Origin of the sequence: Janthinobacterium sp. P210005 (assembly GCF_036231865.1) — a bacterium.
Classification (GTDB): domain Bacteria; phylum Pseudomonadota; class Gammaproteobacteria; order Burkholderiales; family Burkholderiaceae_D; genus Janthinobacterium; species Janthinobacterium kumbetense.
The window spans coordinates 508,943-531,986 of the sequence record NZ_JAZARC010000003.1 but is presented as its reverse complement, the minus strand read 5'-3'; the positions used below and the strand labels follow the sequence as shown (position 1 = coordinate 531,986).

Here is a 23,044-nt window from a genome sequence, read left to right as displayed (position 1 = left end):
GCGCATGAGTAACTTGCCCCTTGCACGCCGCCCGGCCATCGCCATCACTTGTGGCGAACCGGCCGGTGTCGGCCCGGAAATCTCCATACGCGCGGCCTGGGCCATGCGCAATGAAGTCAACTGCATCCTGCTGGGCGACGCCGCCTTCCTGGCGCTGACGGCCAGCCTGATCGACCCGGATATCCGCCTGGCGGCGCTGTCGCTGCAAGCCGTGCGCAACAGCGGCTTGCCCCAGTTCGGACCGGGCCGCCTAGCCGTGATCGATATTCCCACCGTCAACAATGTCATCCCTGGCGTGCTGGACAAGGAAAACGGGCGCTCCGTGCTCGCTACCCTGGACGCGGCCGTGGAAGGTATCCAGGCCGGCTGGTTTGGCGCCATGGTCACGGCACCCTTGCAAAAGAGCACGATCAACGACGCCGGCGTGGCTTTTTCCGGCCATACGGAATACCTGGCAGAAAAAACCGATACGCCGCAGGTGGTGATGATGCTGGCCGGCGAACCCGGCCATGGCGAACCGGCCCTGCGCGTGGCGCTGGCCACCACGCATCTGCCCTTGAAGGACGTGTCCGCCGCCATCACCCTGGACAGCCTGGCCGTCACCCTGGACATTATCCAGCGCGACCTGCAACAGAAATTCGGCATCGCCGCGCCACGCATCCTGGTAACCGGCCTGAACCCGCACGCGGGCGAGGGCGGCTACCTGGGACGCGAGGAAATCGATGTCATCGCTCCGGCGATTGCCGCGGCGCAAGCGCGCGGCATCGATGCGCGCGGACCGTATCCTGCCGACACCTTGTTCCAGCACAAATACCTGGCCGATGCCGATTGCGTGCTGGCCATGTACCACGACCAGGGCTTGCCCGTGCTGAAATACGCGACCTTCGGGCGCGGCATCAATGTCACGCTGGGCTTGCCGCTGATCCGCACCTCGGTCGACCACGGCACGGCGCTGGACCTGGCCGCGCAAGGGCTGGGGCTGGCCGATTGCCACAGCATGGAGCAAGCCCTGCAAACGGCGCTCGCCATGCTGCGCGCCAGCACCCGCGCCTGACCGCCCCCGGTTTTACCCCGCTACACCGCCTCTAGAATAGAAAAACAGAATATGAAACACGTTGCCCGCAAACGCTTTGGCCAGAACTTCCTGCATGACCGCTTCGTCCTCGACGACATCACGGCCGCCATCGCGCCGCAGGCGGACGATGCCATGGTCGAGATCGGTCCCGGCCTGGGCGCCATGACGGAGCAGCTGCTGCGCCATTTGAAACAGATGCATGTGGTCGAGCTGGACCGCGACCTGATCGTGCGCCTGGAAAAGACCTTCAATCCGGCCAAGCTGACGATCCACTCGGGCGATGCGCTGAAGTTTGATTTCGCGCAAATTCCCGTGCCGGCCGGCCAGAAGCTGCGTATCGTGGGTAACTTGCCGTACAACATCTCCAGCCCGCTGCTGTTCCACCTGGCGGACTTCGCGCCGCTGGTGCAGGACCAGCATTTCATGCTGCAAAAGGAAGTCGTCGAGCGCATGGTGGCCGAACCGGGCAGCAAGGCGTATGGCCGTTTGTCCGTGATGCTGCAATGGCGCTACGACATGTCGCTGCTGTTCATCGTGCCGCCGACGGCCTTCGACCCGCCGCCGAAAGTGGAATCGGCCATCGTGCGCATGATCCCCGTGGCCGAGCGCCTGGCGTGCGACCAGGCGACCCTGGAAGCGGTGGTCATGAAGGCCTTCTCGCAGCGCCGCAAGGTGATCCGCAACTGCCTGGCCGGGATGTTTACGGAAGAGCAGATCAAGGCGGCCGGCATCGACCCGACCCTGCGTCCGGAAACCGTGGGCCTGGAGCAATATGTTGCTTTGGCGAACTTGCTGAAGGCGCCAGCCTAAGCCCCCGGTTTAACTCAAAACCACTGGTCGACCTGTTGCAGATCTTGCCGCAACGCTGAAAAGCAATCGTCGACATGGTGGTTGCGGCTGATTTCATTGCGCCGCATCAAGGCGATCTTGCGCTTGCACGTAGGCTGGCGCAGCGGCGCCACGTGCAAGTCCTCGTCATTGAGGAAAGTCGTGTACAGGCTGGGCATGATGCCCACGGCGATGCCGGCGCGCACCACGCCATACAGCGACTCGCTGTGGATCATCTGGTACAGGCTCGACGGACTCAAGCCATGCTGGCGCAGGGCGCTCGAGGCGAACTCCCAGATGCTGCCCTTGGTAAACACGACGATTTCCTGCCCCGCCAACTGTTCCCAGCGCACTTCCTTGAGCGACGCCAGCGCATGGCGTCCCGCCGTCACCAGCACCAGCTCGTCCTCGAACAGGCCCACGCTTTCCAGCGACACGGAGCCGGGCACCTCGATGCCCACGCAAAAGTCCAGCTGGCCCGAATGCAGCGCGTGCAGCAAGCCATCGTTGGGCATGTCCGACAGGACGATTTCCACTTCATCGCCATGCTGCTCGCAGTAGCGCGCCACCACCACAGCCGTCATCGCCATGGCCGAGGGGATGGCGCCGATGCGGATGCGGTGGCGGCCGCTGCCGATGGCGCGCTGGATGTCGGCAAAGGTATTGCTCGCCGTATTCAATAAATGCGTGGCGTAATCGAGCGCCAGCTTGCCTTCGCGCGTCAGTTCCAGCTGGTGGGTTGTGCGGTTAAACAACTTTTTTCCCAGTTGATTTTCCAGCAGCTTGATCGACGCGCTGAGGGCCGGCTGGGTCACGCACAATTCCTGTGCAGCCTTGCTGAAGCTGTTTACCCGGGCTAAGGTGGCAAACGCTTGTAAATGTCGTAAGGAAATCTTCTTGCTCAACTCATGCATGGTTTTGCTTATTAGAAAAAGTAATGGATTTATAAAAATAAACAAATTTTCTTATCCCGCAATTTACCATATTCTGGACTGGTCTTTACTTGTCTTGAATGCAACAATATTCGGGAGAAGAGCCTGGAATGCGGCGCCGGCACTCGCGGCGGTGCGCCAGGCAAGGGACGCATCAATAAAATAATTCCAAAAAAACTCAGGGTTTATTCTTTTTAGGGCGGCGGCGATGAACAAATGGATGACTGGAACGATGGTAGTTGGGGGCTTGCTGGCGGCGCAGGGCGCGGCGCAGGCGCAAAGCAGCGTGCAAGTGTATGGCTTGCTGTCGGCCGGTATCGGCTATGTATCGGATGAGGGTAACGGCAGCCGCACGCATGCGCTGAGCGGCACGAATCAGAATCCCCGCATCGGTTTCCGTGGCCAGGAAGACCTGGGCAACGGCACCAAGGCCATCTTCGCGCTGGAAAACGGTTTTAACGTCATGACGGGAACGGCCTCGCAAAGCGGCCGTCTGTTCGGTCGCCAGTCGTATGTGGGCCTGTCGAGCAACGACAAGGGCACCCTGACCCTGGGCCGCCAGTACGAAGCCGTCAAGGACTTGCTGGGTCCTGTAGTCATCGCCAGTAACGGCGTGCACATTGGCGACAACGACAATGGCTACAACAACCTGCGCGTGCAAAATGCCGTCAAGTATGTCAGCCCGAACATCAGCAACCTGTCGTTTACGGGTTTGTACGGTTTCAGCGAAAATCCGGCAGATTCCAACCGCAACCGCGTCTACAGCATGGGCGCCGGCTACAAAGTCGATGCCTTCAGCTGGGCCGTCGCCTACACCAAGATGGATCGCCCGAACAGCCCGGACGCGCCGAATGGCGCCATCGGCAATGACTACGGCAGTTCCCTGTTGATCTTCAACAAGAGCGCCGTCAAGGGCGCGGGCGTGGACAGCCAGGCCATCGCCGGCACGGGAGGCTTTTATAATGTGGGCAGGACCAAGTTCGGCGCGTTGTACACCAACGTGCGCTACCACTACCTGGATCAAAGCAACCTGACCCTGCAAAACGTGGACTTGAACGTGAACCACAAGCTGACGGAAGCGTTGAACCTGGGCGCGTCGTATTTCTTTACCACTGGTAAATATGATGTGATCAACAAGACGCCGAAATGGCATCAGGTCAACTTCCAGGCCGATTATTTCCTGTCCAAGCGCACCGATGTCGCCATCACCTGGAGCTACCAGAAAGCGGCCGGCGATGCGACGTTCGCGCGCGTGTTCGGCTTCGGCGCCTCGGGCGGCAAGACGCAAAGCGTGCTGATCGTCGGCATGCGACATTATTTCTGAGTCTGATTCATCTTTACAGGCGCTGTCCCGCAGCGCCGTCCCCTGAAAGGAAGCATCTTGAAAAAGCACCTCATGTTGGCGTTGAGCCTAGGCTTGCTGGCCAACGCCGCCCACGCGGAAAAACGCGAGCTGGTCATTTCGGCCTACCCGATTGCCCAGCCCTTGTTCATGAAGTATGTGTACGAGCCGTTCAAGGCCAAATGCGGTTGCGATATCAAGGTGGAAACGGGGAATAATGCGGACCGCATCGCCAAGCTGGTGGTGCACGCCAAGAATCCGGTGATCGACCTGGTGCTGCTGTCCGATTCCGGCATGCTGGAAGCGGCGCAAAAGGGCGTCATCCAGCCCATGGATTACTCCAAGCTGAGCAATTACAAGGCGCTGTACGACGTGGCGAAAAACCCCGTCGGCGGCAATTTCGCCGTCGGCTACACCCTGTATTCGGTCGGCCTGGTGTACCGCAGCGACAAGATCGCCCCGTTGACGTCCTGGAAGGACCTGTGGCGCCCCGAACTGAAGGGCCGCGTGGCCTTCCCCGACGTGAGCACCACGCAGGGCCCGTTGATGCTGCGCATGGCCGATGCGGCCTGGGGCGGCAAGACGGACGATTACGCCACCGGCTTTGCCAAGATCGTCGGCATGAAGGGCAACGTCGTCACGTTCTCGAAAAACAGCGCGCAGCTGGCCGCCCTGTTTGCCCAGGATGAAATCTGGGCCGCGCCCGTGGCGCGCTTCACCTGGTCGCAAATGCTCAAGACTGGCCTGCCCCTGAAATGGAGCATCCCGGCCGAAGGCCAGGCGGCCGGCATGAACGTGATGGGCATCGTTGCTGGCTCGAAGAATGCGGACCTGGCGTACCAGCTGATGGATTTCTGGCTGTCCAAGGAAGTGCAGACGCAGCTGGCGACCAACCTGGTCGACTCGCCCGTCAACAAGGACGTGCGCCTGTCCGTGGCTGCCGCGCAATTCAACACCTATGGCGCCGACCAGATCAATTCGCTGAAATTCGTCAAACCGGAAACCATCATCAAGCAGCGCAGCAACTGGATGACGCAGTGGAACAAGGCCATGAGCAAATAGTGGTGACGAGGAGAAAACACCATGTTTGCTGATCCAAAAAAGCGCCTGGGACTGCTGCTGGTCCTGCCGGCGCTGATCTTTATCGTTGTCTGCTTCCTGCTGCCCGTGCTGGCCTTGCTGGTCGACGCCTTCCGCGTCGGCGATGGCATGCAGTGGGGCGTGGACCGCTTCGTCGAATTCTTTTCGCAAGAGTTCAACCGCACCATCTTCTGGCGTACCCTGCGCATCGCCGCGCTGGTGACGCTCGCTTCCATCATCCTCGGCTACCCGGCCGCGCAAGCCGTGGCGCGCGTGTCGCCGAAGTGGCGCGGCCTGGTGGTGGGCATGATGATCCTGCCGCTGATGGTCTCGCCGATCGCGCGTACCTACGCCTGGATCGTGCTGCTGGGCCGCAACGGCGCCGTCAACGCGGCGCTGGTCAACATGGGCTTGACGGAAGAGCCCCTGCGCCTGCTGTTCAGCGAGTTCGCCGTGTTTGTCGGCCTGCTGCAACTGCTGTTGCCGCTGATGCTGATGTCGCTGGCGGGCGCGCTGGAAAACCTGCCGCGCGACGTGGAACCGGCTGCCGCCACCCTGGGCGCCAATCCATGGCAAGTATTCTGCAAGGTCACCCTGCCGCTGACGCAGGAAGGCCTGGTCGTCGGCGGCACCCTGGTGTTTACGGGCTGCGTGACGGCCTATGTGACGCCGGCCCTGCTGGGCGGCACCAAGGTGCTGATGCTGGAAACCCTGCTGTACCAAAAGGTCAGCGTGGAGAGCGATTTCGGCGCGGCGAATGTCATCGCCGTCATCCTCGTCTGCATGACCTTGCTGGTGAATGCCGGCCTTAAACGTATTTCCTCGAGCCGGAGTTCCGTATGAAAGAAAGCCTGTTTTCACGTGCCGTTTTATGGCTGGTATTCCTGTTCCTGCTGGGGCCTTTCGCCATCGTCGTGCTGGCCGGTTTTTCCGGCGGCGAAACCCTGGCGTTTCCGCCCGAGTCGTATTCGCTGCGCTGGATTCTGGAAGTGTGGTCGGCGCCCGAGTTCCGCCGCGCCTTCCAGACTAGCCTGGAAATCGGCCTGATTGCCACCGTCATCGCGCTGTTGCTGGGCATTCCCGTCGCGTATGCGTTTTCGCGCATGCCGCCGCCGGGCATCGGCGCCATCCGGCAGATATTGACGTCGCCGCTGATCATTCCCGCCATCCTCGTGGGCCTGGGACTGCTGCACCACCTGGTCCTGACCATCAACGCGCCCGTCTACGTGGGCCTCTTGATCGGCCATATCGCGCTGCTGATTCCGTACTCGGTGCGCGTCGTGTACGCCAGCCTGGTGAACCTGCGCGTCGATATCGAGGATGCCGCCATCACGCTGGGCGCGTCGCGTTTGCGCGCGTTCTTCATGATCGTGCTGCCGAATATCCGCAACGCCGTGATCGCCGCCTTCTTCCTCGCCTTCGTCACCTCGTTCAACCAGGTGCCCGTCTCGCTGTTCTTGACGGGCCCGGGCATCAGCACCTTGCCGATCGAGATGCTGGGACATATGGAAAACAGTTTCGATCCGTCGATCGCTGCCCTGTCGACCTTGCTGGTCTTGTTCACCATGGCCTTCGTGATGGTGACCGAGAAGGTGCTGGGCATTTCTAAATACATGTAAGAGGCAACACACCATGAGTTATCTGGAACTGCACAAGCTGAACCTCGGCTACGCCAAGAACACGACGTCCGTGAAAGACCTGGACCTGCACGTCGAGCAGGGCGAACTGATTTCCCTGCTGGGCCCCAGCGGCTGCGGCAAGACCACCACCATGCGCGCCATCGCCGGCCTGATGCCGCTGCAGTCGGGCCGCATCGTGCTCGACGGCCGCGAAATCGGCAAGCTGGCGCCGAACAAGCGCAATATCGGCATGGTCTTCCAGTCGTATGCGCTGTTCCCACACTTGAATGTATACGACAACATCGCTTTCGGTTTGCGCTTGCGCAAGGTCGCGCCAGCTTTGCTGAAAACGAAGGTGGAAGCCGTGATCGCCGCCGTCGGCCTGACGGGTTTTGAAACGCGCCTGCCGGCGCAGATGTCCGGTGGCCAGCAGCAGCGCGTGGCGCTGGCGCGCGCCATCGTCGTCGAGCCGGCCCTGCTGCTGCTCGACGAACCGCTGTCGAACCTGGACGCCAAGCTGCGCGTGCAGATGCGCGCCGAATTGCGCCGCATCCAGCGCGAGCTGGGCATCACCATGCTGTACGTGACGCATGACCAGGAAGAAGCGCTGGCGCTGTCCGACCGCATCGTCGTCATGAATGGCGGGCGCATCGAGCAATTGGCCGCGCCGGAAGCCGTCTTCAATACGCCGTCGACGCGTTTCGTCGCCAACTTCATGGGCTTCGAAAACCTGTTCGACTACCGCGACGGCGCGCTGCACCACGCAGGCGCCAGCCTGCCGTACACATCGCCCGTCGCGGCCGGCACCACGGTGCTGGGCTGGCGTCCGGACAAGGTGCGCGTCTGCGCGCCCGACGACGCGGCCGGTCAATACCCGGGTACCGTGCTGGCGCGGGGCTTCCTCGGCGACACTGTCGAATACCTGCTGCAAACGCCGCTGGGCCAGGTCAAGGGCATTTGCGCGGCCGGTGGCGCCGCCTGGCGCGAAGGCACGGCCGTCTCCTTCGTGCTGCCGTCCGACAGCGCCCTGTGGCTGGGCGCGTAATTTCTTACTGGAAAGCATCATGACCCAATCCTTGAAAAAGATCTGGCTCGATACCGATCCCGGTTTCGACGACTGGCTGACGATGTTGCTCTTGGGCAGCAATCCCGATATCGAGTGGCTGGGCGTGAGCGTGGTGGCGGGCAATGCGCCCGTCGACATCACCTACGACAACGCCTTGCGCATCAAGGCCCATGATGGCTTGACGGTGCCGATCTACCGCGGCTGCGAAGAGCCGCTGGCCGGCGTCATCGAAACGGCGCAGCGCATCCTCGGCGACAGCGGCATGCCGACGACGGGCGAGATCCTGCCGCCCGGCGCCGCCAGCGACGCTGCCGGCCACGCCGTCGACGCGCTGATCGCCGCCGTGCGCAAGTATCCTGGCCAGATCACCATCATGGCGATCGCGCCGATGACGAACTTGGCGACAGCCTTGACCCGCGCGCCGGACATCGCGGAAAAAATCGTCGAAATCATCCTGATGGGCGGCTCGACCGACCAGGGCAACCACACGGCGGCGGCGGAATTCAATATCTATGCGGATCCGGAAGCGGCCGCCCAGGTCTTCCAGGCCGGCATCCCGCTGCGCATGTTCGGCTTGAACCTGTGCCGCCAGCTGCTGGTGACGAACGTGGAAGTGGAACGCCTGCGCGCCATCGGCACGCCGCGCGCGCAGCGTCTGGCCGGCTACCTGGAAGCGTATGTACGCATCCGCAGTGCCGACGGTTCCGTGCCCATGCCCATGTACGACCCCGTGGTGGCCCTGTACCTGGAAGCGCCGCAGCTGTTCCAGTTCCAGAGCGCCCACGTGGCCATCGAATTGACGGGCGAACTGACGCGCGGCATGACGGTGTGCGAGTTCCGCGTGCCGCGCCGCGCACCCATCAACACGCAAGTGGCGATGCTGGCCGACGGCCCGGCCGCCATCGAGCGCCTGATGCGCCGCCTGGCCGCCATTCTCGTCTGACCCTTTTTCCACTAACGAAGCGAGCTTCATGAGTCATCCTGCCGACACCCTGCCTGCCCTGAGCATCGAACAGTTTTTACGCGCCATGCCGAAAGTGGAGCTGCATTGCCACCTGTTCGGCACGGTGCGGCAAGCCACTTTCCGTGCGCTGGCCGCCAAGACGGGCAATGTCGTCACTCCCGAGGAAATCGACGCGTTTTACACGCGCGGCGACAAGCCTGTCGGCGTGCTGCGCGTGCTGCGCGCGCTCGACGCGCACCTGATCGTCTCGCCGACAGACCTGTATTGCCTTGCCTACGAATACCTGGAAGACGTGCATGGCCACGGCGTGCGCTACGCGGAATTCTTTTGGAACCCCACCGGCACCGTGCGCGTGTCGGGCATCCGCTATGACGCGGCGCAAGACGCCATCGTGGCCGCCATCCGCGACGCGCAGCGCGATTTCGGCGTGATCGGCCGTCTGATCCCCAGCATCGACCGCGAAGCGAGTCCCGCCGAAGCCGTGCAGATGGTGGAATGGATGAAGGCTTACCGCGCGCCGGAAGTCATCGGCATCGGCATCGATTACCGCGAAAACGACCGCCCGCCAGAACTCTTCATCGAAGCTTACCGCGCCGCGCGCGAGGCCGGCTTCAAGTGCACGGCGCACGCGGGCGAATTCGGCATGCCGTGGATGAACGTGGAGACGGCCATCGAGCAGTTGCAGGTGGACCGGGTCGACCATGGCTACACGATTGTTGATAATCCTCAACTGGCGCAGCGCTGCGTGGAGCGGGGCCTGGTGTTTACCGTGGTGCCGACCAATTCATATTACCTGCGCACCCTGGCGCCCGAGCGCTGGGCCCTCGATCACCCGATCCGCGCCATGGCCAAACTGGGCCTGAAACTGCATCCGAACACGGACGACCCGACCCTGCACCACGTGACGCCCACCGGTGCCTGGATGATGATGCGCGAATTCGGCTTCGGCCTGGACGACATGCGCGGCTTCATGCTCAATGGCCTCGACGCGGCCTGGATAGCCGAATCCACGCGGCGCGACTGGCGCGCGCAATTTGCGCGCGAGTTCGACGCGCTGCGCGCCCGGGTCGTCGAGTAAGTCAGGCGGACGCTGGCGGCGGTGCCAGCAGCGATGGAAATGCCCGCTGCGGGCAGCTTTGCCGCTCGCACACCTTGCAGCCCGTGCCGATGGGCGTGGCGCTGGTGGGGTCGTGCAGATCGAGTCCCTTCGAATAGATCAGCCGGTGCGCCTGCGAGATATCGCAGCCCAGCGCCACGGCAAAGGTCTTGCCCGGCGCGCGGAAGCCCGGCGACGCCGTGCTGACCTGGCGCGCGATCCACAGATAGGTGCAGCCGTCGGGCATGCTGGCCACCTGCGTCAGTACCTGGCCCGGATGGCTGAAGGCGTCGTAGACGATCCACAGCGGACACGTGCCGCCCACTCTTGAAAAATGGAAGTCCGTGGCCGACTGGCGCTTCGAGACATTGCCGGCCCGGTCGACGCGCACAAAGAAGAATGGCAGTCCCGCCGCCTCGGGGCGCTGCATGGTGCTCAGGCGGTGGCATACGGCTTCGAAACCCACGCCGAACTGGTGTGCCAGGCGCTCGATATCGTAGGCGCGCGTTTCCGCCGCCTGCAGGAAGCGCTGGTACGGCATCAGCAGGGCGCCGGCGAAATAATTGGAAAAGGCCAGGCGCGCGCTCGTTTGCGCGGCCGCGCCGGAGAATCCCGCCGTCAGCACGAGGGCGTCGATCAGCTCGCTGTGCTCGAGCAGGCTGATCTGCGCCGCCATCTGGAAGGCGCGCTGGCCGCCCGTCAGGGTGTCGGGCAGCCACAAGATGTGTTGCTGGGCGTCATAGCGGTGCTTGCGCACCATGCCCGCGTCGCCATCGGACAGTTGCACCCGGATGCCGTGGCGATCCAGCAGACGCCCTTGCAGCGCATCGAGCGTGCGCAGGGCCGGATCGAGTTCACCCGCCACGCTTTCCGCCGCCCGGTCCAGCTCATCGATGTAATTTTGCCGCCGGTTCAGGTATTCGCGCACTTCCTCGTCCGTGGACGGCGCGGCCGAACTGGCGCCGCGGCTGCCGTCGTCGAGGCGCGCGGCCAGCGTGTCGGCCCGCTCCGCCATCACCCGGTAGCGCCGCTGCAAGAGCAAAATCGAGCGCGCCAGTTCCGGCATGTTTTCCACCAGCATTTTCAATTCCGCCATCGAGGTGGGCGGCGCGTCGGGCAATTCGCCGAACACGTCGCGCACGTCGGCCACCAGGCTGGCGCTGTCGTGTTCGGAAAAGATCTGCGGATCGACCCCCAGCACGCTGCCGATGCGTAGCAAAATCGGCACCGTCAGCGGGCGCTGGTTGCGCTCCATCTGGTTCAGGTAGCTGGGCGAGATGCCCAGGGACTTGGCCAGCGCCACCTGCGTCATGCGCCGTTCCTCGCGCAGGCGCTGCAGGCGCACGCCCATGAAAACCTTTGCCATCGCGCTTCTCCTTCCCCGGTTTGTGGAATCTGCAAATTTACAATCTTTGCAGATTAACAGATTCAGCTTTGCATTATCTCGCATTTTCACGCCTTGTTTGCGGCCCGTATTGTGCGAATAATGCAAACAGACCTATACCCCCAACGAGGAGACACCGAGTGACCACGCAAACTGCCATCCCTACCGTTCCACTGCTGATCAACGGCGAGTGGGTCGAATCGACCACCACCGTCTGGCGCGACGTCGTCAACCCTGCCACGCAGGAAGTATTGGCCCGTGTGCCGTTCGCCACGCCGGAGGAAGTCAACGCCGCCATCGCCTCTGCCCAGCGCGCCTTCAAGACCTGGCGCAAGACGCCGATCGGCGCGCGCGCCCGCATCTTCCTCAAATTGCAGCAGCTGATCCGTGAAAACATGGCCGACCTGGCCGCCACCTTGACGATGGAACAGGGCAAGACCCTGCTCGACGCGGAAGGCGACGTCTTCCGCGGCCTGGAAGTGGTGGAACATGCGGCCAATATCGGCACCCTGCAAATGGGCGAGTACGCGCAAAACGTGGCCGGCGGCGTCGATACCTACAGCGTGATGCAGCCGCTGGGCGTGTGCGCGGGCATTACCCCGTTCAATTTCCCCGCCATGATCCCCCTGTGGATGTTCCCGATGGCGATTGCCTGCGGCAATACTTTCGTGTTGAAACCATCGGAGCAAGATCCGCTGGTGACGGAAAAACTCGTGCGCCTGGCCTTGCAGGCGGGCATCCCTGCCGGCGTGCTGAACGTGATTCACGGCGGCGAAGACGTGGTCAATGCCCTGTGCGACCATCCGGACATCAAGGCGATTTCGTTCGTGGGTTCGAGCAAGGTGGGCACGCATGTGTACCAGCGCGCCAGCCTCAACGGCAAGCGTGCGCAATGCATGATGGGCGCCAAGAACCACGCCGTCGTCTTGCCTGACGCAAATAAGGAACAAACCCTGAACCAGTTGCTGGGCGCAGGCTTCGGCGCCGCCGGCCAGCGCTGCATGGCCGCGTCCGTCGCCGTGCTGGTGGGCGAAGCGCGCGACTGGCTGCCGGAACTGGCGGCCAAGGCGCAAACCCTGACCGTGGGCGCGGGCAAGGACAATCCGGACCTGGGTCCCGTGATTTCCTGCGCAGCCAAGGATCGCGTGCACAGCCTCGTCGCCAAGGGCATCGAGCAGGGCGCCGTACTGACCCTGGACGGCCGCGACGTGAAGGTCGATGGCTATCCGAACGGCAACTTCGTGGGACCGACGATTCTGTCTGGCGTGAAACCCGGCATGGTCGTGTATGACCAGGAAATCTTTGGCCCCGTCCTGATTGTCGTCGAAGTCGACACGCTCGATGAAGCGATTGCCCTGGTGAACGCGAATCCGAATGGCAACGGCACGGCCCTGTTTACGCAAAGCGGCGCGGCCGCGCGTTATTTCCAAGAAGAAATCGACGTGGGCCAGGTGGGCATCAACGTGCCCATCCCCGTGCCCGTGCCCCTGTTCAGCTTTACGGGGTCGCGCGGCTCGAAACTGGGCGACCTGGGCCCGTTCGGCAAGCAAGTCGTGCTGTTCTACACGCAGACGCAGACGATTACCCAGCGCTGGTTCACGGACGCGGCCTCGGTGGGCAAGGTCAACACCACCATCAGCCTCAAATAAGGAGCTGGCATGGACTTTGAACTGAGCGACGAGCAGCGCGAGTTCCAGCAGGCGGCGCGCGCGTTTGCCGAAGGCGAACTGGCGCCGCACGCGGCGCATTGGGATGCGGAATCGATTTTCCCGGTGGAAACCATCGCCAAGGCGGGCGAGATGGGCTTTTGCGGCCTGTACACGCCGCAGCGCTGGGGCGGCCTGGGCCTGTCCCGCCAGGATGCGGCCATCGTCTTCGAGGAGCTGGCCGGTGGCTGCACCTCGACCACGGCTTACATCACGATCCACAACATGGCCACCTGGATGCTGTCGCGCTGGGGGCAGGAAGCCCTGTGCGACGAGTGGGTGCCTGCTCTGGCGGCCGGCCAGAAGCTGGCCAGCTATTGCCTGACGGAACCGCAATCAGGCTCCGACGCGGCGTCCCTGCGCACCAAGGCAGTGAAAGAGGGCGATTTTTATGTTCTCGACGGCACGAAGGCCTTCATTTCCGGCGCGGGCCAGACGGACATGCTGATCGTCATGGCGCGCACGGGCGGCGAGGGCGCGGCCGGCATTTCCGCATTTGCCGTGCCGGCGAACCTGCCCGGCATCGTGTATGGCAAGAAAGAAGAAAAGATGGGCTGGAACAGCCAGCCCACGCGCATCATCAGCTTCGACCAGGTGAAAGTGCCTGTTGGCAACTTGCTGGGCGCGGAAGGCGAAGGCTTTGCCATCGCCATGAAGGGCATCGATGGCGGACGCATCAATATCGCCGTGTGCTCGGTGGGCACGGCGCAGGCGGCCCTGACGCGGGCGCAGGCGTACATGAAGGAGCGCACGCAGTTCGGCCGCGAATTGGCGCAATTCCAGGCCCTGCAATTCAAGCTGGCCGACATGCTGACGGAACTGGTGGCGGCGCGCCAGATGGTGCGCCTGGCGGCCTGGAAACTGGACCAGGAAAGCCCGGACGCCACGGCATATTGCGCTATGGCAAAACGTTTCGCCACGGATGTAGGTTTCAATGTGGCCAACGATGCGTTGCAATTGCATGGCGGCTACGGCTATATCCGCGAGTATCCGCTCGAGCGCCACGTGCGCGACACGCGGGTGCACCAGATCCTGGAAGGGACGAATGAAATCATGCGCCTGATCGTCGCGCGAGCGATTTTGAAAGACGGCGCCACGGAGACCTTACGATGACCAGAGTGTATACCAATCTGCTGCTGGAACGCCGTGGCCATACGGCCCTGGTGACCCTCGACAACCCGCCCGCCCACACGTGGACCCTGGACAGCCTGCGCGCCCTGAAGGAGCTGGTGGCCGACCTGAATGGGGACCCGGACGTGTATGCGCTCGTGATCACGGGCGGCGGCGCCAAGTTCTTCTCGGCCGGCGCCGATTTAAAGGTGTTTGCCGACGGCGACAAGGATATGGCGTTCGCCATGGCCGCCGCCTTTGGCGAGGCGTTCGAGGCGCTGTCCGCGTTTCGCGGCGTCAGCATCGCCGCCATCAATGGCTACGCCATGGGCGGCGGCCTGGAATGCGCGCTGGCGTGCGATATCCGCATTGCCGAGGAACATGCGCAGATGGCCTTGCCGGAAGCTTCCGTCGGCTTGCTGCCGTGCGCGGGCGGCACGCAGCATTTGCCGTGGCTGGTGGGCGAAGGCTGGGCCAAGCGCATGATTCTGTGCGGCGAGCGGGTCGATGCGGCCAAGGCCCTGGCCATCGGCCTCGTCGAGGAAGTCGTGCCAACCGGCAAGGCTGCCGCCACGGCGCTGGCCCTGGCCGCCAAGGTGGCCCGCCAAAGCCCCAGCAGCGTGACGGCGTGCAAGACCCTGATCCAGGGCGCGCGCAGCCATCCGCTGGTCGCTTCCTTGCCCGATGAACGCACCCTGTTCCTCGGCCTGTTCGATACGCAAGACCAGAAAGAAGGCGTGCAAGCGTTCCTGGAAAAACGTCCGGCGGAGTGGAAGAATGGCTGAAAGTACCCTGATTGAAACTGTGAAAATCGAGGAACGCGACTGTCCCGGCGGCATGAAGCTGGGCGTCATCACCCTCGATGCGCCAAAGTCCTTGCATGCCTTGACCCTGGACATGATCCGCGCCATCGATGGCGCCCTCGTGCGCTGGGCCGGTGACGACGCCATCGCCTGCGTGGTGCTGCAATCGTCGACCGACAAGGCCTTCTGCGCGGGCGGCGACGTGCGCAGCCTGCGTTCGGCCGTCGTCGAGCAAGCGGGTGTCGTGCCGAATCCGCAGGCGCTGGCCTTCTTTGCCGAGGAATACCGGCTCGACCACCGCATCCACACGTATGCGAAACCGCTGCTGGTGTGGGGCGGCGGCATCGTCATGGGCGGCGGCCTGGGGCTGATGGCGGGCGCCAGCCACCGCGTCGTGACGGAAGGCACGCGCATCGCCATGCCGGAAATTACGATTGGCCTGTTCCCGGACGTGGGCGGCAGCTGGTTCCTGGGCCGCATGCCGGGTCGCAGCGGCCTGTTCCTGGGGCTGACGGGGGCGCCGATGAACGCGGCAGACGCCCTGTTTGCGGGCTTGGGCGACTATTTCCTGCGCCAGGAAGAGCGGAACATGGTGCTCGACGCGCTGGCGCTGGCGCAATGGCAAGCCAGCCCGCAGGCGAACAGCGAGCAGCTGGACCGCCTGCTGCGCGGCTTCTCGGCTCCCGCGTCCTTGCTGCCCGTGTCCGAAGTGCGCGCCAACTTCGACGCCATCGCCGCGCTGACGCAAGCGCCCACCTTGCCCGAAGTGGTGGCCGCCATCGCCGCGTATGACGGCGATTCGGCCTGGCTGCAAAAGGCGGCCCACTCGCTGCACAAGGGCGCGCCCAGTTCCGCCGCTTTGGTCTGGGCCATGCGTGTACGCACGCGCCATATGAGTTTGGCGCAAGTGTTCCAGCTGGAATTGATCGTTGCCGTGCAGTGCTGCGCCCATGCGGACTTCAGCGAAGGCGTGCGCGCCTTGCTGATCGACAAGGACAACGCGCCGCAGTGGCAGCCAGCCAGCCTGGCCGACGTCGGCGACGCGTATCTCAATGGGTATTTCACGGCGCCGTGGGATAGCCATCCTTTGCGCGACCTACATTAAAAGAACAACAGGAGATTTTAAAATGCAACATATCGCTTTCATCGGCTTGGGCAACATGGGCGCGCCGATGGCCCGCAACCTGGTGGCCGCCGGCTTCCACGTATCCGTATTCGACCTGACGCCGGCGGCAGTGGCGTCGCTTGTCGAGGCGGGCGCCACGGCGGCCGCCTCCGCCAGCGCGGCCGTGCAGACGGCTGACGCCGTCATCACCATGTTGCCAGCCAACAAGCACGTGCAGGAGCTGTACCTGGCGGCGGGCGGCGTGCTGGACTCGGCCAAGCCCGGCGCCCTGTTCATCGATTGCAGCACCATCGCCGCCGATGTGGCGCGGCAGGTGGCGCAGGCGGCCAGCGAGCGGGGCTTTACCATGATCGATGCGCCCGTCTCGGGCGGCACGGCGGGCGCGGCGGCCGGCACCCTGACCTTTATCGTCGGCGGCAGCGAAGCGGCCTTGCAGCAGGCGCGTCCCCTGCTGGAAAAGATGGGCAAGAACATCTTCCATGCGGGCGAGGCGGGCGCGGGCCAGGTGGCGAAGATTTGCAACAACATGCTGCTGGGCATCTTGATGGCCGGTACGGCCGAAGCGCTGAACCTGGGCGTGGCGCATGGCCTGGACCCGAAAGTGTTGTCCGACATCATGGCCAAGAGTTCGGGCCGCAACTGGACCCTGGAAGTGTACAACCCGTGGCCCGGCGTCATGGATGGCACGCCCGCGTCGCGCAATTACACGGGCGGCTTTGGCACGGCGCTGATGCTGAAAGACCTGGGCCTGGCGCAGCAGTCGGCCCTGTCGGCGAACGCGCCCACGCCTTTGGGCGGCCTGGTGCGGCAGATGTACCAGATGCATGCGCAAGCCGGTTATGCGCAGCAGGATTTTTCCAGCATCGTGCAGATGTTGCAGCCGGGCTTGAATAAACCCGCGTGAGAAATTCTGGGCAAAAAAAAGCCCGCTGGTAAAAGCGGGCTAAATCCAATTCTTGGAAGAGTTGGAGGAGACAGATGCATTATGCTGCATCGCCACATATAACTCCAATTTATCTTTGGAATATCAACTATAGATTTCCATGATATCTCTTCCCGGTAGCCGCCTGGCGGCTACCGTTGCCGCAACTCAGACGGGTTTGCAGGCGATCTTCACCGCCGTTACATTCCCTTCGCCCATGGTGCCTTTTTCGGTACCTGGGGCCAGGTCGCACTGCAGACCCTTCGGCTGAACGGAGACGCTGACGGCATAGGTGTCGCCATAGTCGACTGGGCCGGCCATGGTAAACGTCGTGGTGTCCTTGGCCACCGTTGTTATTGTGCTACCGTTAATCAGCACCAGGCCATCCACGGTCAGGCCGGAAATCGTGCCGCCCACGGTATATTTGTTTTGCAAGCAAGTAACAGCGGCGCTAATATTGATGTAATGACCAGCCGAGCCGGAACCGCCGCTGATGCTGCAAGTCATGTGGGCCGGTTGTTTGTTGAAGGTGATGTTGTAGTCGGTGCCATAGTCGATGCGCTTGATAAAAGTGAACGACGTTTTGCCCGCAGGAACCGGGAGGGTGTCGCTGCCATTTGCCAGGATCAGCCCTTCATTGGTCAAGCCAAAGATCGTTCCGCCGACCTCATACGAGGCCTTGCCGCCGCAAGCGGCCAGTCCCAGGGTCAGCAGCAGCGCGGCGAGTGGGCGCAAGCAAGATAACTTCATGTATTTCTCCAAAAAATAGGTGACGGATCGCAAGGATTACTGCGGCGTGCAGTCAAGTGTGGCCGCGGTCGTGGCGGCAGAGCCCATCGTGCCGACCGTATCGCTGGCGTCGGTACTCTTTGAACCCTGGAAGCGGCACGTCAGGCCCGTTGGCTGAGTCAGTATGGAAATACCGTACGGGGCGCCGTCAGCTACCGAAGTGAATGTGTAGGCGGTGGCGCCAGCCGATAGGGTGATGCCTTTGGGGCCCATCACCAGGCGCAAGCCATCGGCGCTCAGGCCTGTGATCGTGCCATTCAGCGGGTAGCTGTTGGTTGTGCAGCTCACCAAGGCCGTGTTCACGGAATAGCTCGATGCCTTGCCGGCGCCATTGGCGATGGTGCAAACGGCGCCCTTGGGCTGTTCCGCGATGGTAATATTGTAGCGGTCATCGTTCTTGACCAGCTTGGTGAAGACGACGGTGCCCTGGCCCACAGGAACCGGCAAGCGTTCCCCGTCATTCAGGAGAATCAGGCCATCCTTGGCCAGGCCGCTGACTGAGACTTGCAGATACAGGTTGCCGCCGCTGCCGCCGCAGGCTGCCAGGGTGACGGCGCAAGCCGCCGCCAGCATCGAGCGCAGGTACAAATTTTTCATACATTCTCCAAAACGAATTAAGTTGGGTAGCGCAACGCGGACGCTGGCGCCGCATTGGAATGGCGCCTATTTTAGTCTATCTGGCAAGCTGGATGACCTTGCCTTGTATCACCCTGTAACAATTTTTCGCCGGGAAGCGCTGGCCCGGCCCCATTTCACGGGGGCGCAGCCATGCCGGCGGCGTCGATCGGTGCGACAATAGACGCACCCTGCGCAACGTGACGCAGCATCCCATTGTGAGTCCCATGTCCCTTGCCCCTGTAAAACCCGCCGTGCCGCCCAAGGCCATCCTGTTCGACCTCGACGATACCTTGTGGCCCATCGCGCCCGTGATCGCCGCCGCGGAAACCCTGCTGCACGACTGGCTGGCCACGCATGCGCCCAAGGTGGCGCGGCAGTTTTCCATCGAGGTGCTGCGCCAGCACCGCCTGGCCATGCTCAAGGAACAACCGCATTTCCATGGCAACCTGATCGAGTTGCGCCGCGCGGGCCTGCTGGCCGCCTTCGAGGCTGCCGGCGAGGATCCCGCCCTGGTCGACGGCGCCATCCTGCAATTCCTGGCCGCGCGCAACCGCGTCCAGCCGTATGACGACGTCTTGCCGGGCCTGGCCTGGATGCGCCAGCGCATGCTGGTCGGTTCGATCTCGAATGGCAATGCGGACCTTGACATTATCGGCCTGGCGCAGCATTTCAAGGTATCGATCGCCGCCAGCGATTTTGGCGTGGCCAAGCCCGACGCCAGCATTTTCTTGGCAGCTTGCGCCGCGCTGGACGTCGCGCCCCATGAAGCCGTGTATGTGGGCGACGACCTGTATTTCGACGTGACGGGAGCGCAGGGGGCGGGCATGCGCGCCGTCTGGATGAACCGCAAGGGCAGCGATGCGCACCTGGCGGCCGGCGTGCAGCCCGACGCCATCTGCGCCAACTTTGATGAATTGTTGCTGTGGCTGCAAGGGCAACTGGAAGATTGATCGCCGCAGGCCGGGCGAACGTGCATAATAGGCGCTGTTGATGCACGTTCGGCCGCTTTCGTTGCCGCTTGCTTAACAAAATACTTGCCTAAATAAAACACCATGCAACTCGATACACGTGCCCAAACACTGCTGAAAGCCCTGGTCGAGCGATATATCGCCGACGGCCTGCCGGTCGGTTCGCGCGCCTTGTCGAAAATTTCCGGCCTGGACCTGTCGCCGGCCACGATCCGCAACATCATGGCCGACCTGGAAGAGCTCGGTTATGTGTCCAGTCCGCACACCTCGGCCGGACGCATCCCCACGCCGCGCGGCTACCGCATCTTTGTCGACACCTTGCTGACCGTGCGGCACCTGGACGAGCACCTGGTGGAATCGCGCATGCGCCTGCAGACGCCGCAACCGCAAAAAACCATCGCCAACGCGGCGCAGATGCTGTCGTCGCTGTCGCAATTTGCCGGCGTCGTGCTCAGTCCGCGCCGCGAATCCGTGTTCCAGCAAATCGAATTCCTGCGCCTGTCGGAAAAACGCATCCTGCTCGTCATCGTCGCGCCTGGCGGCGACGTGCAGAACCGTTTATTGCTGACGGAGGCCGACTATACGCCGGCGCAACTGGTGCAATCAGCCAATTACATCAACCAGAATTATGGCGGCCTGTCCTTCGACGCCGTGCGCGTGCGCCTGCAGGGCGAATTGCGCCAGTTACGCGACGATATGGGCAGTTTGATGCAGGCGGCCGTGGAAGCGGGCAGCGAAGCGATGGCCGACCATAGCGATGACATGGTGATTTCCGGCGAGCGCAACTTGCTCAGCGTGAGCGATCTGTCGTCGAACATGCATTCGCTGCGCCAGATGTTCGACATGTTCGAGCAAAAAACGGGCTTGATGCAGCTGCTCGACGTGTCGAGCAAGGCGACGGGCGTGCAGATTTTTATCGGCGGCGAATCGAACCTGGTGCCGATGGATGAGATGAGCGTGGTGACGGCGCCGTATGAAGTCAACGGCAAGATCGTGGGAACGTTGGGAGTGATCGGGCCGACGCGCATGGCTTACGAGCGCGTCATCCCGATCGTCGATATCACGGCCAAGCTGCTGTCAAGCGCGCTGAGCCATCATTGATCGTACTGCCTGGTGCGCTGGCCGCCCCATGGGAGAGGCCAGCTGTGGTCAGGCTGTTTTGTGCGGGCAAGCCGTCTTGATGCAGTTGCCGTAGATGGCCAAAGCGTGTTCGGCAATCTTGAAGCCGCGCTCTTCGGCGACCTTTTGCTGGCGCACTTCGATGTCTTCGTCGAAGAATTCTTCGACCCGGCCACAGTCGAGGCACACCAGGTGGTCATGGTGGGAGCCTTCGTTGAGCTCGAAAATCGCCTTGCCGGTTTCAAAATGGTTGCGATTGAGCAAGCCGGCCTGTTCGAATTGCGTCAGGACGCGATAGACAGTTGCCAAACCGACATCCATATTGTCGGCCAGCAGAATCTTGTAGACGTCTTCCGCGGTCAGGTGGCGTACCGGGCTACTCTGGAAGATATCGAGTATCTTCAGCCGTGGCAGGGTGGCTTTCAGGCCGCTTGCCTTGAGATCACTAGGATTGTTACTCATGTTTGTTGCTCGTATGTGGGTCAGGTGCTTTATCATATAGCGTTTTGTCGGGGAGTGCCAAAATATGCTTTTTTTTGGCGGGCCGGTCACTCCTGGCGTTTTGTTCATCCAATTGAGGTCATTTATGCGCGTAACACCGGCTGTATTGCCATCTCTCTGGCACCGTATTCCATTTCGAGCACCAGTCTTGGCAGGCATGGTCTGTGTCGCGCTGGCCATGTCCGGCTGCGCCAACCGTGGCATCCTGGGCGAAAAGCCGGCAGCTGCTCAAAAAGAAGGCAAGGAACTGGTTCCCGAACAGGGCGCACAAACGACCACCATTACGCCGCTGCAAAAATTCATGTGGTTTTTCTCGCCCTACCGTCCTGACATTCAACAAGGCAACTTTGTCTCCGAAGAGATGCTGGCCCAGTTGAAAGTGGGCATGACGCGCGATCAGGTGCGTTTCGTCCTCGGCACCTCGCTGCTGACCGATATCTTCCATGCCGACCGCTGGGATTATCCATTCCGCCTGGCACGGGGCAGTGGCGAAACCACCAGCAGCCGCGTGGTCGTGTACTTCGGCAAGGATGGCAAGGTTGAACGTTTCGAAGGCGGTAACTTGCCGACGGAGAAAGAATACATCGACCGCATCGCCGGCCCGTCACCGTTCGCCAAGGTCGCCAAGGCCGATGCGCCAGCCGCCGCCGTGCCGTCGCCCGTGGCGCCGAGCGCCGTGCCCGTGGCGCCGAGCGCCGTGCCCGTGCCGGCCGATGCCGCCCCTGCCATTCCTGTGAGCAAGCCGGAAGTGATGCCTGCGCCTGCCGCCGAGCCTGCACCTGCACCTGCTGCCGAACCCACCAAATAAGTTGCTGTAAGAGAATAAAATGACTGAACTGAAAATTGCCATCGCTGGCGCCAGCGGCCGCATGGGCCATATCCTGATCGAAGCGGTCAGCAATGCGCCCGACGCCGTGCTGGCCGGTGCGCTCGACCGTGCCGGTTCGCCGTCGATCGGACAGGATGCGGCTGCCTTCCTCGGCAAGCCTGCCGGCGTGCTGACGGAGTCCGACCTGGCGAAGGGCCTGGCGAACGCCGACTTCCTGATCGATTTCACGCGTCCGGAAGGCACTTTGCAGCACCTGGCGTATTGCGCCGAGCACGGCATCAAGATGATCATCGGCACCACCGGTTTCGATGACGCTGGCAAGGCCGCCATTGCCGCCGCCGCTGAAAAGACGGCCATCATGTTCGCGCCGAACATGAGCGTGGGCGTGAATGTCACCATGAAATTGCTGGAACTGGCCGCGAAAAGCTTGTCCGAAGGCTACGACATTGAAATTATCGAAGCCCATCACCGCTTCAAGGTCGATGCGCCGTCGGGCACGGCCCTGCAAATGGGTGAAGTGGTGGCCGGCGCCCTGGGGCGCGACCTGAAGGAATGCGCCGTGTACGGCCGCGAAGGCGTGACGGGCGAACGCGACCCGTCGACCATCGGCTTTGCCACCATCCGCGGCGGCGATATCGTGGGCGACCATACGGTGTTGTTTGCCGGCATCGGCGAGCGCATCGAGATCAGCCACAAGTCGAGCAGCCGCGTCACCTATGCCCACGGTGCCCTGCGCGCCGCGCGTTTCCTGGCCGACAAGCCCACCGGCCTGTTCGACATGCAGGATGTGCTGTCGCTGAAGAACTGAGGAAGACCATGGCCACTGCCATCCTGAATGGAAAAGACATCACCGACGCAGCGAGCTTTCACGCGCAATGCGTGCAAGCCTTCGGTTTCCCCGAGTTTTACGGCAACAGCATGGATGCCTGGGTCGATTGCCTCAGCTATCTGCGCGACGACGAAAACATGACGCAGTTCCGTTTGAAACCGAACGAAGTGCTCGACATCGTGGTGCAGGACGCCGAAAGCATGAAGGCGCAAGTGCCTGATTTACTGGAAGAAATCACGTTCTGTATCGCCGGCATCAACGAGCGCTATGAAGATTACGGTGAAAAACCGGCGCTGAAACTGGTGCTGAAATAAGGCTGAATCGATAAAAAAACGCCG

The 23,044-nt window shown here is 62.5% G+C and carries 24 protein-coding genes; 19 read left to right on the top strand and 5 right to left on the bottom strand.

What is annotated here, in order from left to right:
• Positions 1-4: 4 nt before the first annotated feature.
• Positions 5-1,054: a 4-hydroxythreonine-4-phosphate dehydrogenase PdxA gene (gene pdxA, locus VPH40_RS16135; protein ID WP_289900628.1), complete on the top strand. Its 1,050-nt coding sequence runs from the start codon at positions 5-7 to the stop codon at positions 1,052-1,054.
• 51 nt (positions 1,055-1,105) lie between these two features.
• Positions 1,106-1,885 (top strand): 16S rRNA (adenine(1518)-N(6)/adenine(1519)-N(6))-dimethyltransferase RsmA, encoded by a 780-nt coding sequence (gene rsmA / locus VPH40_RS16130; protein ID WP_076573213.1) that lies wholly within the window; start codon positions 1,106-1,108, stop codon positions 1,883-1,885.
• Between the two features lie 14 nt (positions 1,886-1,899).
• On the opposite strand, the gene VPH40_RS16125 is transcribed toward rsmA, so the two are convergent.
• Complete coding sequence (locus VPH40_RS16125) at positions 1,900-2,817, bottom strand: LysR family transcriptional regulator (RefSeq protein ID WP_328573942.1); 918 nt, start codon at positions 2,815-2,817, stop codon at positions 1,900-1,902.
• Between the two features lie 238 nt (positions 2,818-3,055).
• Here VPH40_RS16125 and VPH40_RS16120 point away from each other — a divergent pair, with 238 nt between their 5' ends.
• Genes VPH40_RS16120 through VPH40_RS16090 form a run of 7 tightly spaced genes read left to right on the top strand, consistent with a single transcriptional unit; the run spans position 3,056 to position 9,984 of the window.
• On the top strand, positions 3,056-4,159 hold the full coding sequence (locus VPH40_RS16120; protein ID WP_099666255.1) for a porin: 1,104 nt from the start codon (positions 3,056-3,058) through the stop codon (positions 4,157-4,159).
• A gap of 57 nt (positions 4,160-4,216) precedes the next feature.
• A complete protein-coding gene (locus VPH40_RS16115) occupies positions 4,217-5,239 on the top strand; it encodes an ABC transporter substrate-binding protein (RefSeq protein WP_289900629.1) in 1,023 nt (340 codons plus the stop codon).
• Between the two features lie 21 nt (positions 5,240-5,260).
• Complete coding sequence (locus tag VPH40_RS16110) at positions 5,261-6,100, top strand: ABC transporter permease (protein ID WP_099666257.1); 840 nt, start codon at positions 5,261-5,263, stop codon at positions 6,098-6,100.
• The gene (locus VPH40_RS16105; protein WP_035822719.1) at positions 6,097-6,876 is read left to right on the top strand and encodes an ABC transporter permease; all 780 of its coding nucleotides are present in this window, start codon (positions 6,097-6,099) and stop codon (positions 6,874-6,876) included. Before VPH40_RS16110 ends, VPH40_RS16105 begins: the two co-directional genes overlap by 4 nt.
• 13 nt (positions 6,877-6,889) lie before the next feature.
• Complete coding sequence (locus VPH40_RS16100) at positions 6,890-7,921, top strand: ABC transporter ATP-binding protein (RefSeq protein WP_099666258.1); 1,032 nt, start codon at positions 6,890-6,892, stop codon at positions 7,919-7,921.
• A 19-nt stretch (positions 7,922-7,940) separates the two neighbouring features.
• Complete coding sequence (locus VPH40_RS16095) at positions 7,941-8,885, top strand: nucleoside hydrolase (RefSeq protein ID WP_328573941.1); 945 nt, start codon at positions 7,941-7,943, stop codon at positions 8,883-8,885.
• A 28-nt stretch (positions 8,886-8,913) separates the two neighbouring features.
• Positions 8,914-9,984: an adenosine deaminase family protein gene (locus tag VPH40_RS16090; protein WP_251351304.1), complete on the top strand. Its 1,071-nt coding sequence runs from the start codon at positions 8,914-8,916 to the stop codon at positions 9,982-9,984.
• Position 9,985: 1 nt separating this feature from the next.
• On the opposite strand, the gene VPH40_RS16085 is transcribed toward VPH40_RS16090, so the two are convergent.
• The gene (locus VPH40_RS16085; RefSeq protein ID WP_328573940.1) at positions 9,986-11,368 is read right to left on the bottom strand and encodes a short-chain fatty acyl-CoA regulator family protein; all 1,383 of its coding nucleotides are present in this window, start codon (positions 11,366-11,368) and stop codon (positions 9,986-9,988) included.
• 158 nt (positions 11,369-11,526) lie between these two features.
• Between VPH40_RS16085 and VPH40_RS16080 the strand changes: the two genes are divergently transcribed.
• From VPH40_RS16080 to mmsB, 5 genes are read left to right on the top strand one after another with little or no spacing between them, the layout of a single operon-like run.
• Entirely contained in the window at positions 11,527-13,035 is a 1,509-nt protein-coding gene (locus tag VPH40_RS16080; protein ID WP_099666261.1) for a CoA-acylating methylmalonate-semialdehyde dehydrogenase, read from the top strand.
• 9 nt (positions 13,036-13,044) lie between these two features.
• Positions 13,045-14,205 carry an acyl-CoA dehydrogenase family protein gene (locus VPH40_RS16075; RefSeq protein WP_251351301.1) on the top strand — a complete coding sequence of 387 codons (1,161 nt, stop codon included), beginning with the start codon at positions 13,045-13,047 and terminating at the stop codon, positions 14,203-14,205.
• A complete protein-coding gene (locus VPH40_RS16070; protein WP_305062894.1) occupies positions 14,202-14,987 on the top strand; it encodes an enoyl-CoA hydratase in 786 nt (261 codons plus the stop codon). The genes VPH40_RS16075 and VPH40_RS16070 overlap by 4 nt, the downstream gene beginning before the upstream one ends.
• Positions 14,980-16,110, top strand: a complete 1,131-nt coding sequence (locus VPH40_RS16065) for an enoyl-CoA hydratase/isomerase family protein (RefSeq protein WP_328573939.1) — start codon at positions 14,980-14,982, stop codon at positions 16,108-16,110. Before VPH40_RS16070 ends, VPH40_RS16065 begins: the two co-directional genes overlap by 8 nt.
• A gap of 22 nt (positions 16,111-16,132) precedes the next feature.
• On the top strand, positions 16,133-17,035 hold the full coding sequence (gene mmsB / locus VPH40_RS16060; protein ID WP_289907309.1) for a 3-hydroxyisobutyrate dehydrogenase: 903 nt from the start codon (positions 16,133-16,135) through the stop codon (positions 17,033-17,035).
• Positions 17,036-17,221: 186 nt separating this feature from the next.
• On the opposite strand, the gene VPH40_RS16055 is transcribed toward mmsB, so the two are convergent.
• Together VPH40_RS16055 and VPH40_RS16050 are read right to left on the bottom strand one after the other, a co-directional pair.
• Positions 17,222-17,836, bottom strand: a complete 615-nt coding sequence (locus VPH40_RS16055; RefSeq protein ID WP_251351298.1) for a hypothetical protein — start codon at positions 17,834-17,836, stop codon at positions 17,222-17,224.
• A 3-nt stretch (positions 17,837-17,839) separates the two neighbouring features.
• The gene (locus VPH40_RS16050; protein WP_328573938.1) at positions 17,840-18,439 is read right to left on the bottom strand and encodes a hypothetical protein; all 600 of its coding nucleotides are present in this window, start codon (positions 18,437-18,439) and stop codon (positions 17,840-17,842) included.
• 245 nt (positions 18,440-18,684) lie between these two features.
• On the opposite strand from VPH40_RS16050, the gene VPH40_RS16045 reads away from it, so the two are divergent.
• Both VPH40_RS16045 and hrcA read left to right on the top strand, forming a co-directional pair.
• Positions 18,685-19,410 carry an HAD family hydrolase gene (locus VPH40_RS16045; protein WP_251351296.1) on the top strand — a complete coding sequence of 242 codons (726 nt, stop codon included), beginning with the start codon at positions 18,685-18,687 and terminating at the stop codon, positions 19,408-19,410.
• A 102-nt stretch (positions 19,411-19,512) separates the two neighbouring features.
• Complete coding sequence (gene hrcA, locus VPH40_RS16040) at positions 19,513-20,529, top strand: heat-inducible transcriptional repressor HrcA (RefSeq protein WP_034745713.1); 1,017 nt, start codon at positions 19,513-19,515, stop codon at positions 20,527-20,529.
• 48 nt (positions 20,530-20,577) lie between these two features.
• Here hrcA and fur read toward each other — a convergent pair whose 3' ends face one another.
• Positions 20,578-21,009 carry a ferric iron uptake transcriptional regulator gene (gene fur, locus VPH40_RS16035; RefSeq protein WP_034778781.1) on the bottom strand — a complete coding sequence of 144 codons (432 nt, stop codon included), beginning with the start codon at positions 21,007-21,009 and terminating at the stop codon, positions 20,578-20,580.
• A 196-nt stretch (positions 21,010-21,205) separates the two neighbouring features.
• On the opposite strand from fur, the gene VPH40_RS16030 reads away from it, so the two are divergent.
• Genes VPH40_RS16030 through VPH40_RS16020 form a run of 3 tightly spaced genes read left to right on the top strand, consistent with a single transcriptional unit; the run spans position 21,206 to position 23,020 of the window.
• Positions 21,206-21,856, top strand: coding sequence for an outer membrane protein assembly factor BamE (locus VPH40_RS16030; RefSeq protein ID WP_442906655.1), 651 nt, complete (start codon positions 21,206-21,208; stop codon positions 21,854-21,856).
• Between the two features lie 19 nt (positions 21,857-21,875).
• A complete protein-coding gene (gene dapB / locus VPH40_RS16025) occupies positions 21,876-22,685 on the top strand; it encodes a 4-hydroxy-tetrahydrodipicolinate reductase (protein WP_077408775.1) in 810 nt (269 codons plus the stop codon).
• Positions 22,686-22,693: 8 nt separating this feature from the next.
• A complete protein-coding gene (locus VPH40_RS16020; protein ID WP_099666271.1) occupies positions 22,694-23,020 on the top strand; it encodes a barstar family protein in 327 nt (108 codons plus the stop codon).
• The last annotated feature ends 24 nt before the right edge of the window (positions 23,021-23,044 follow it).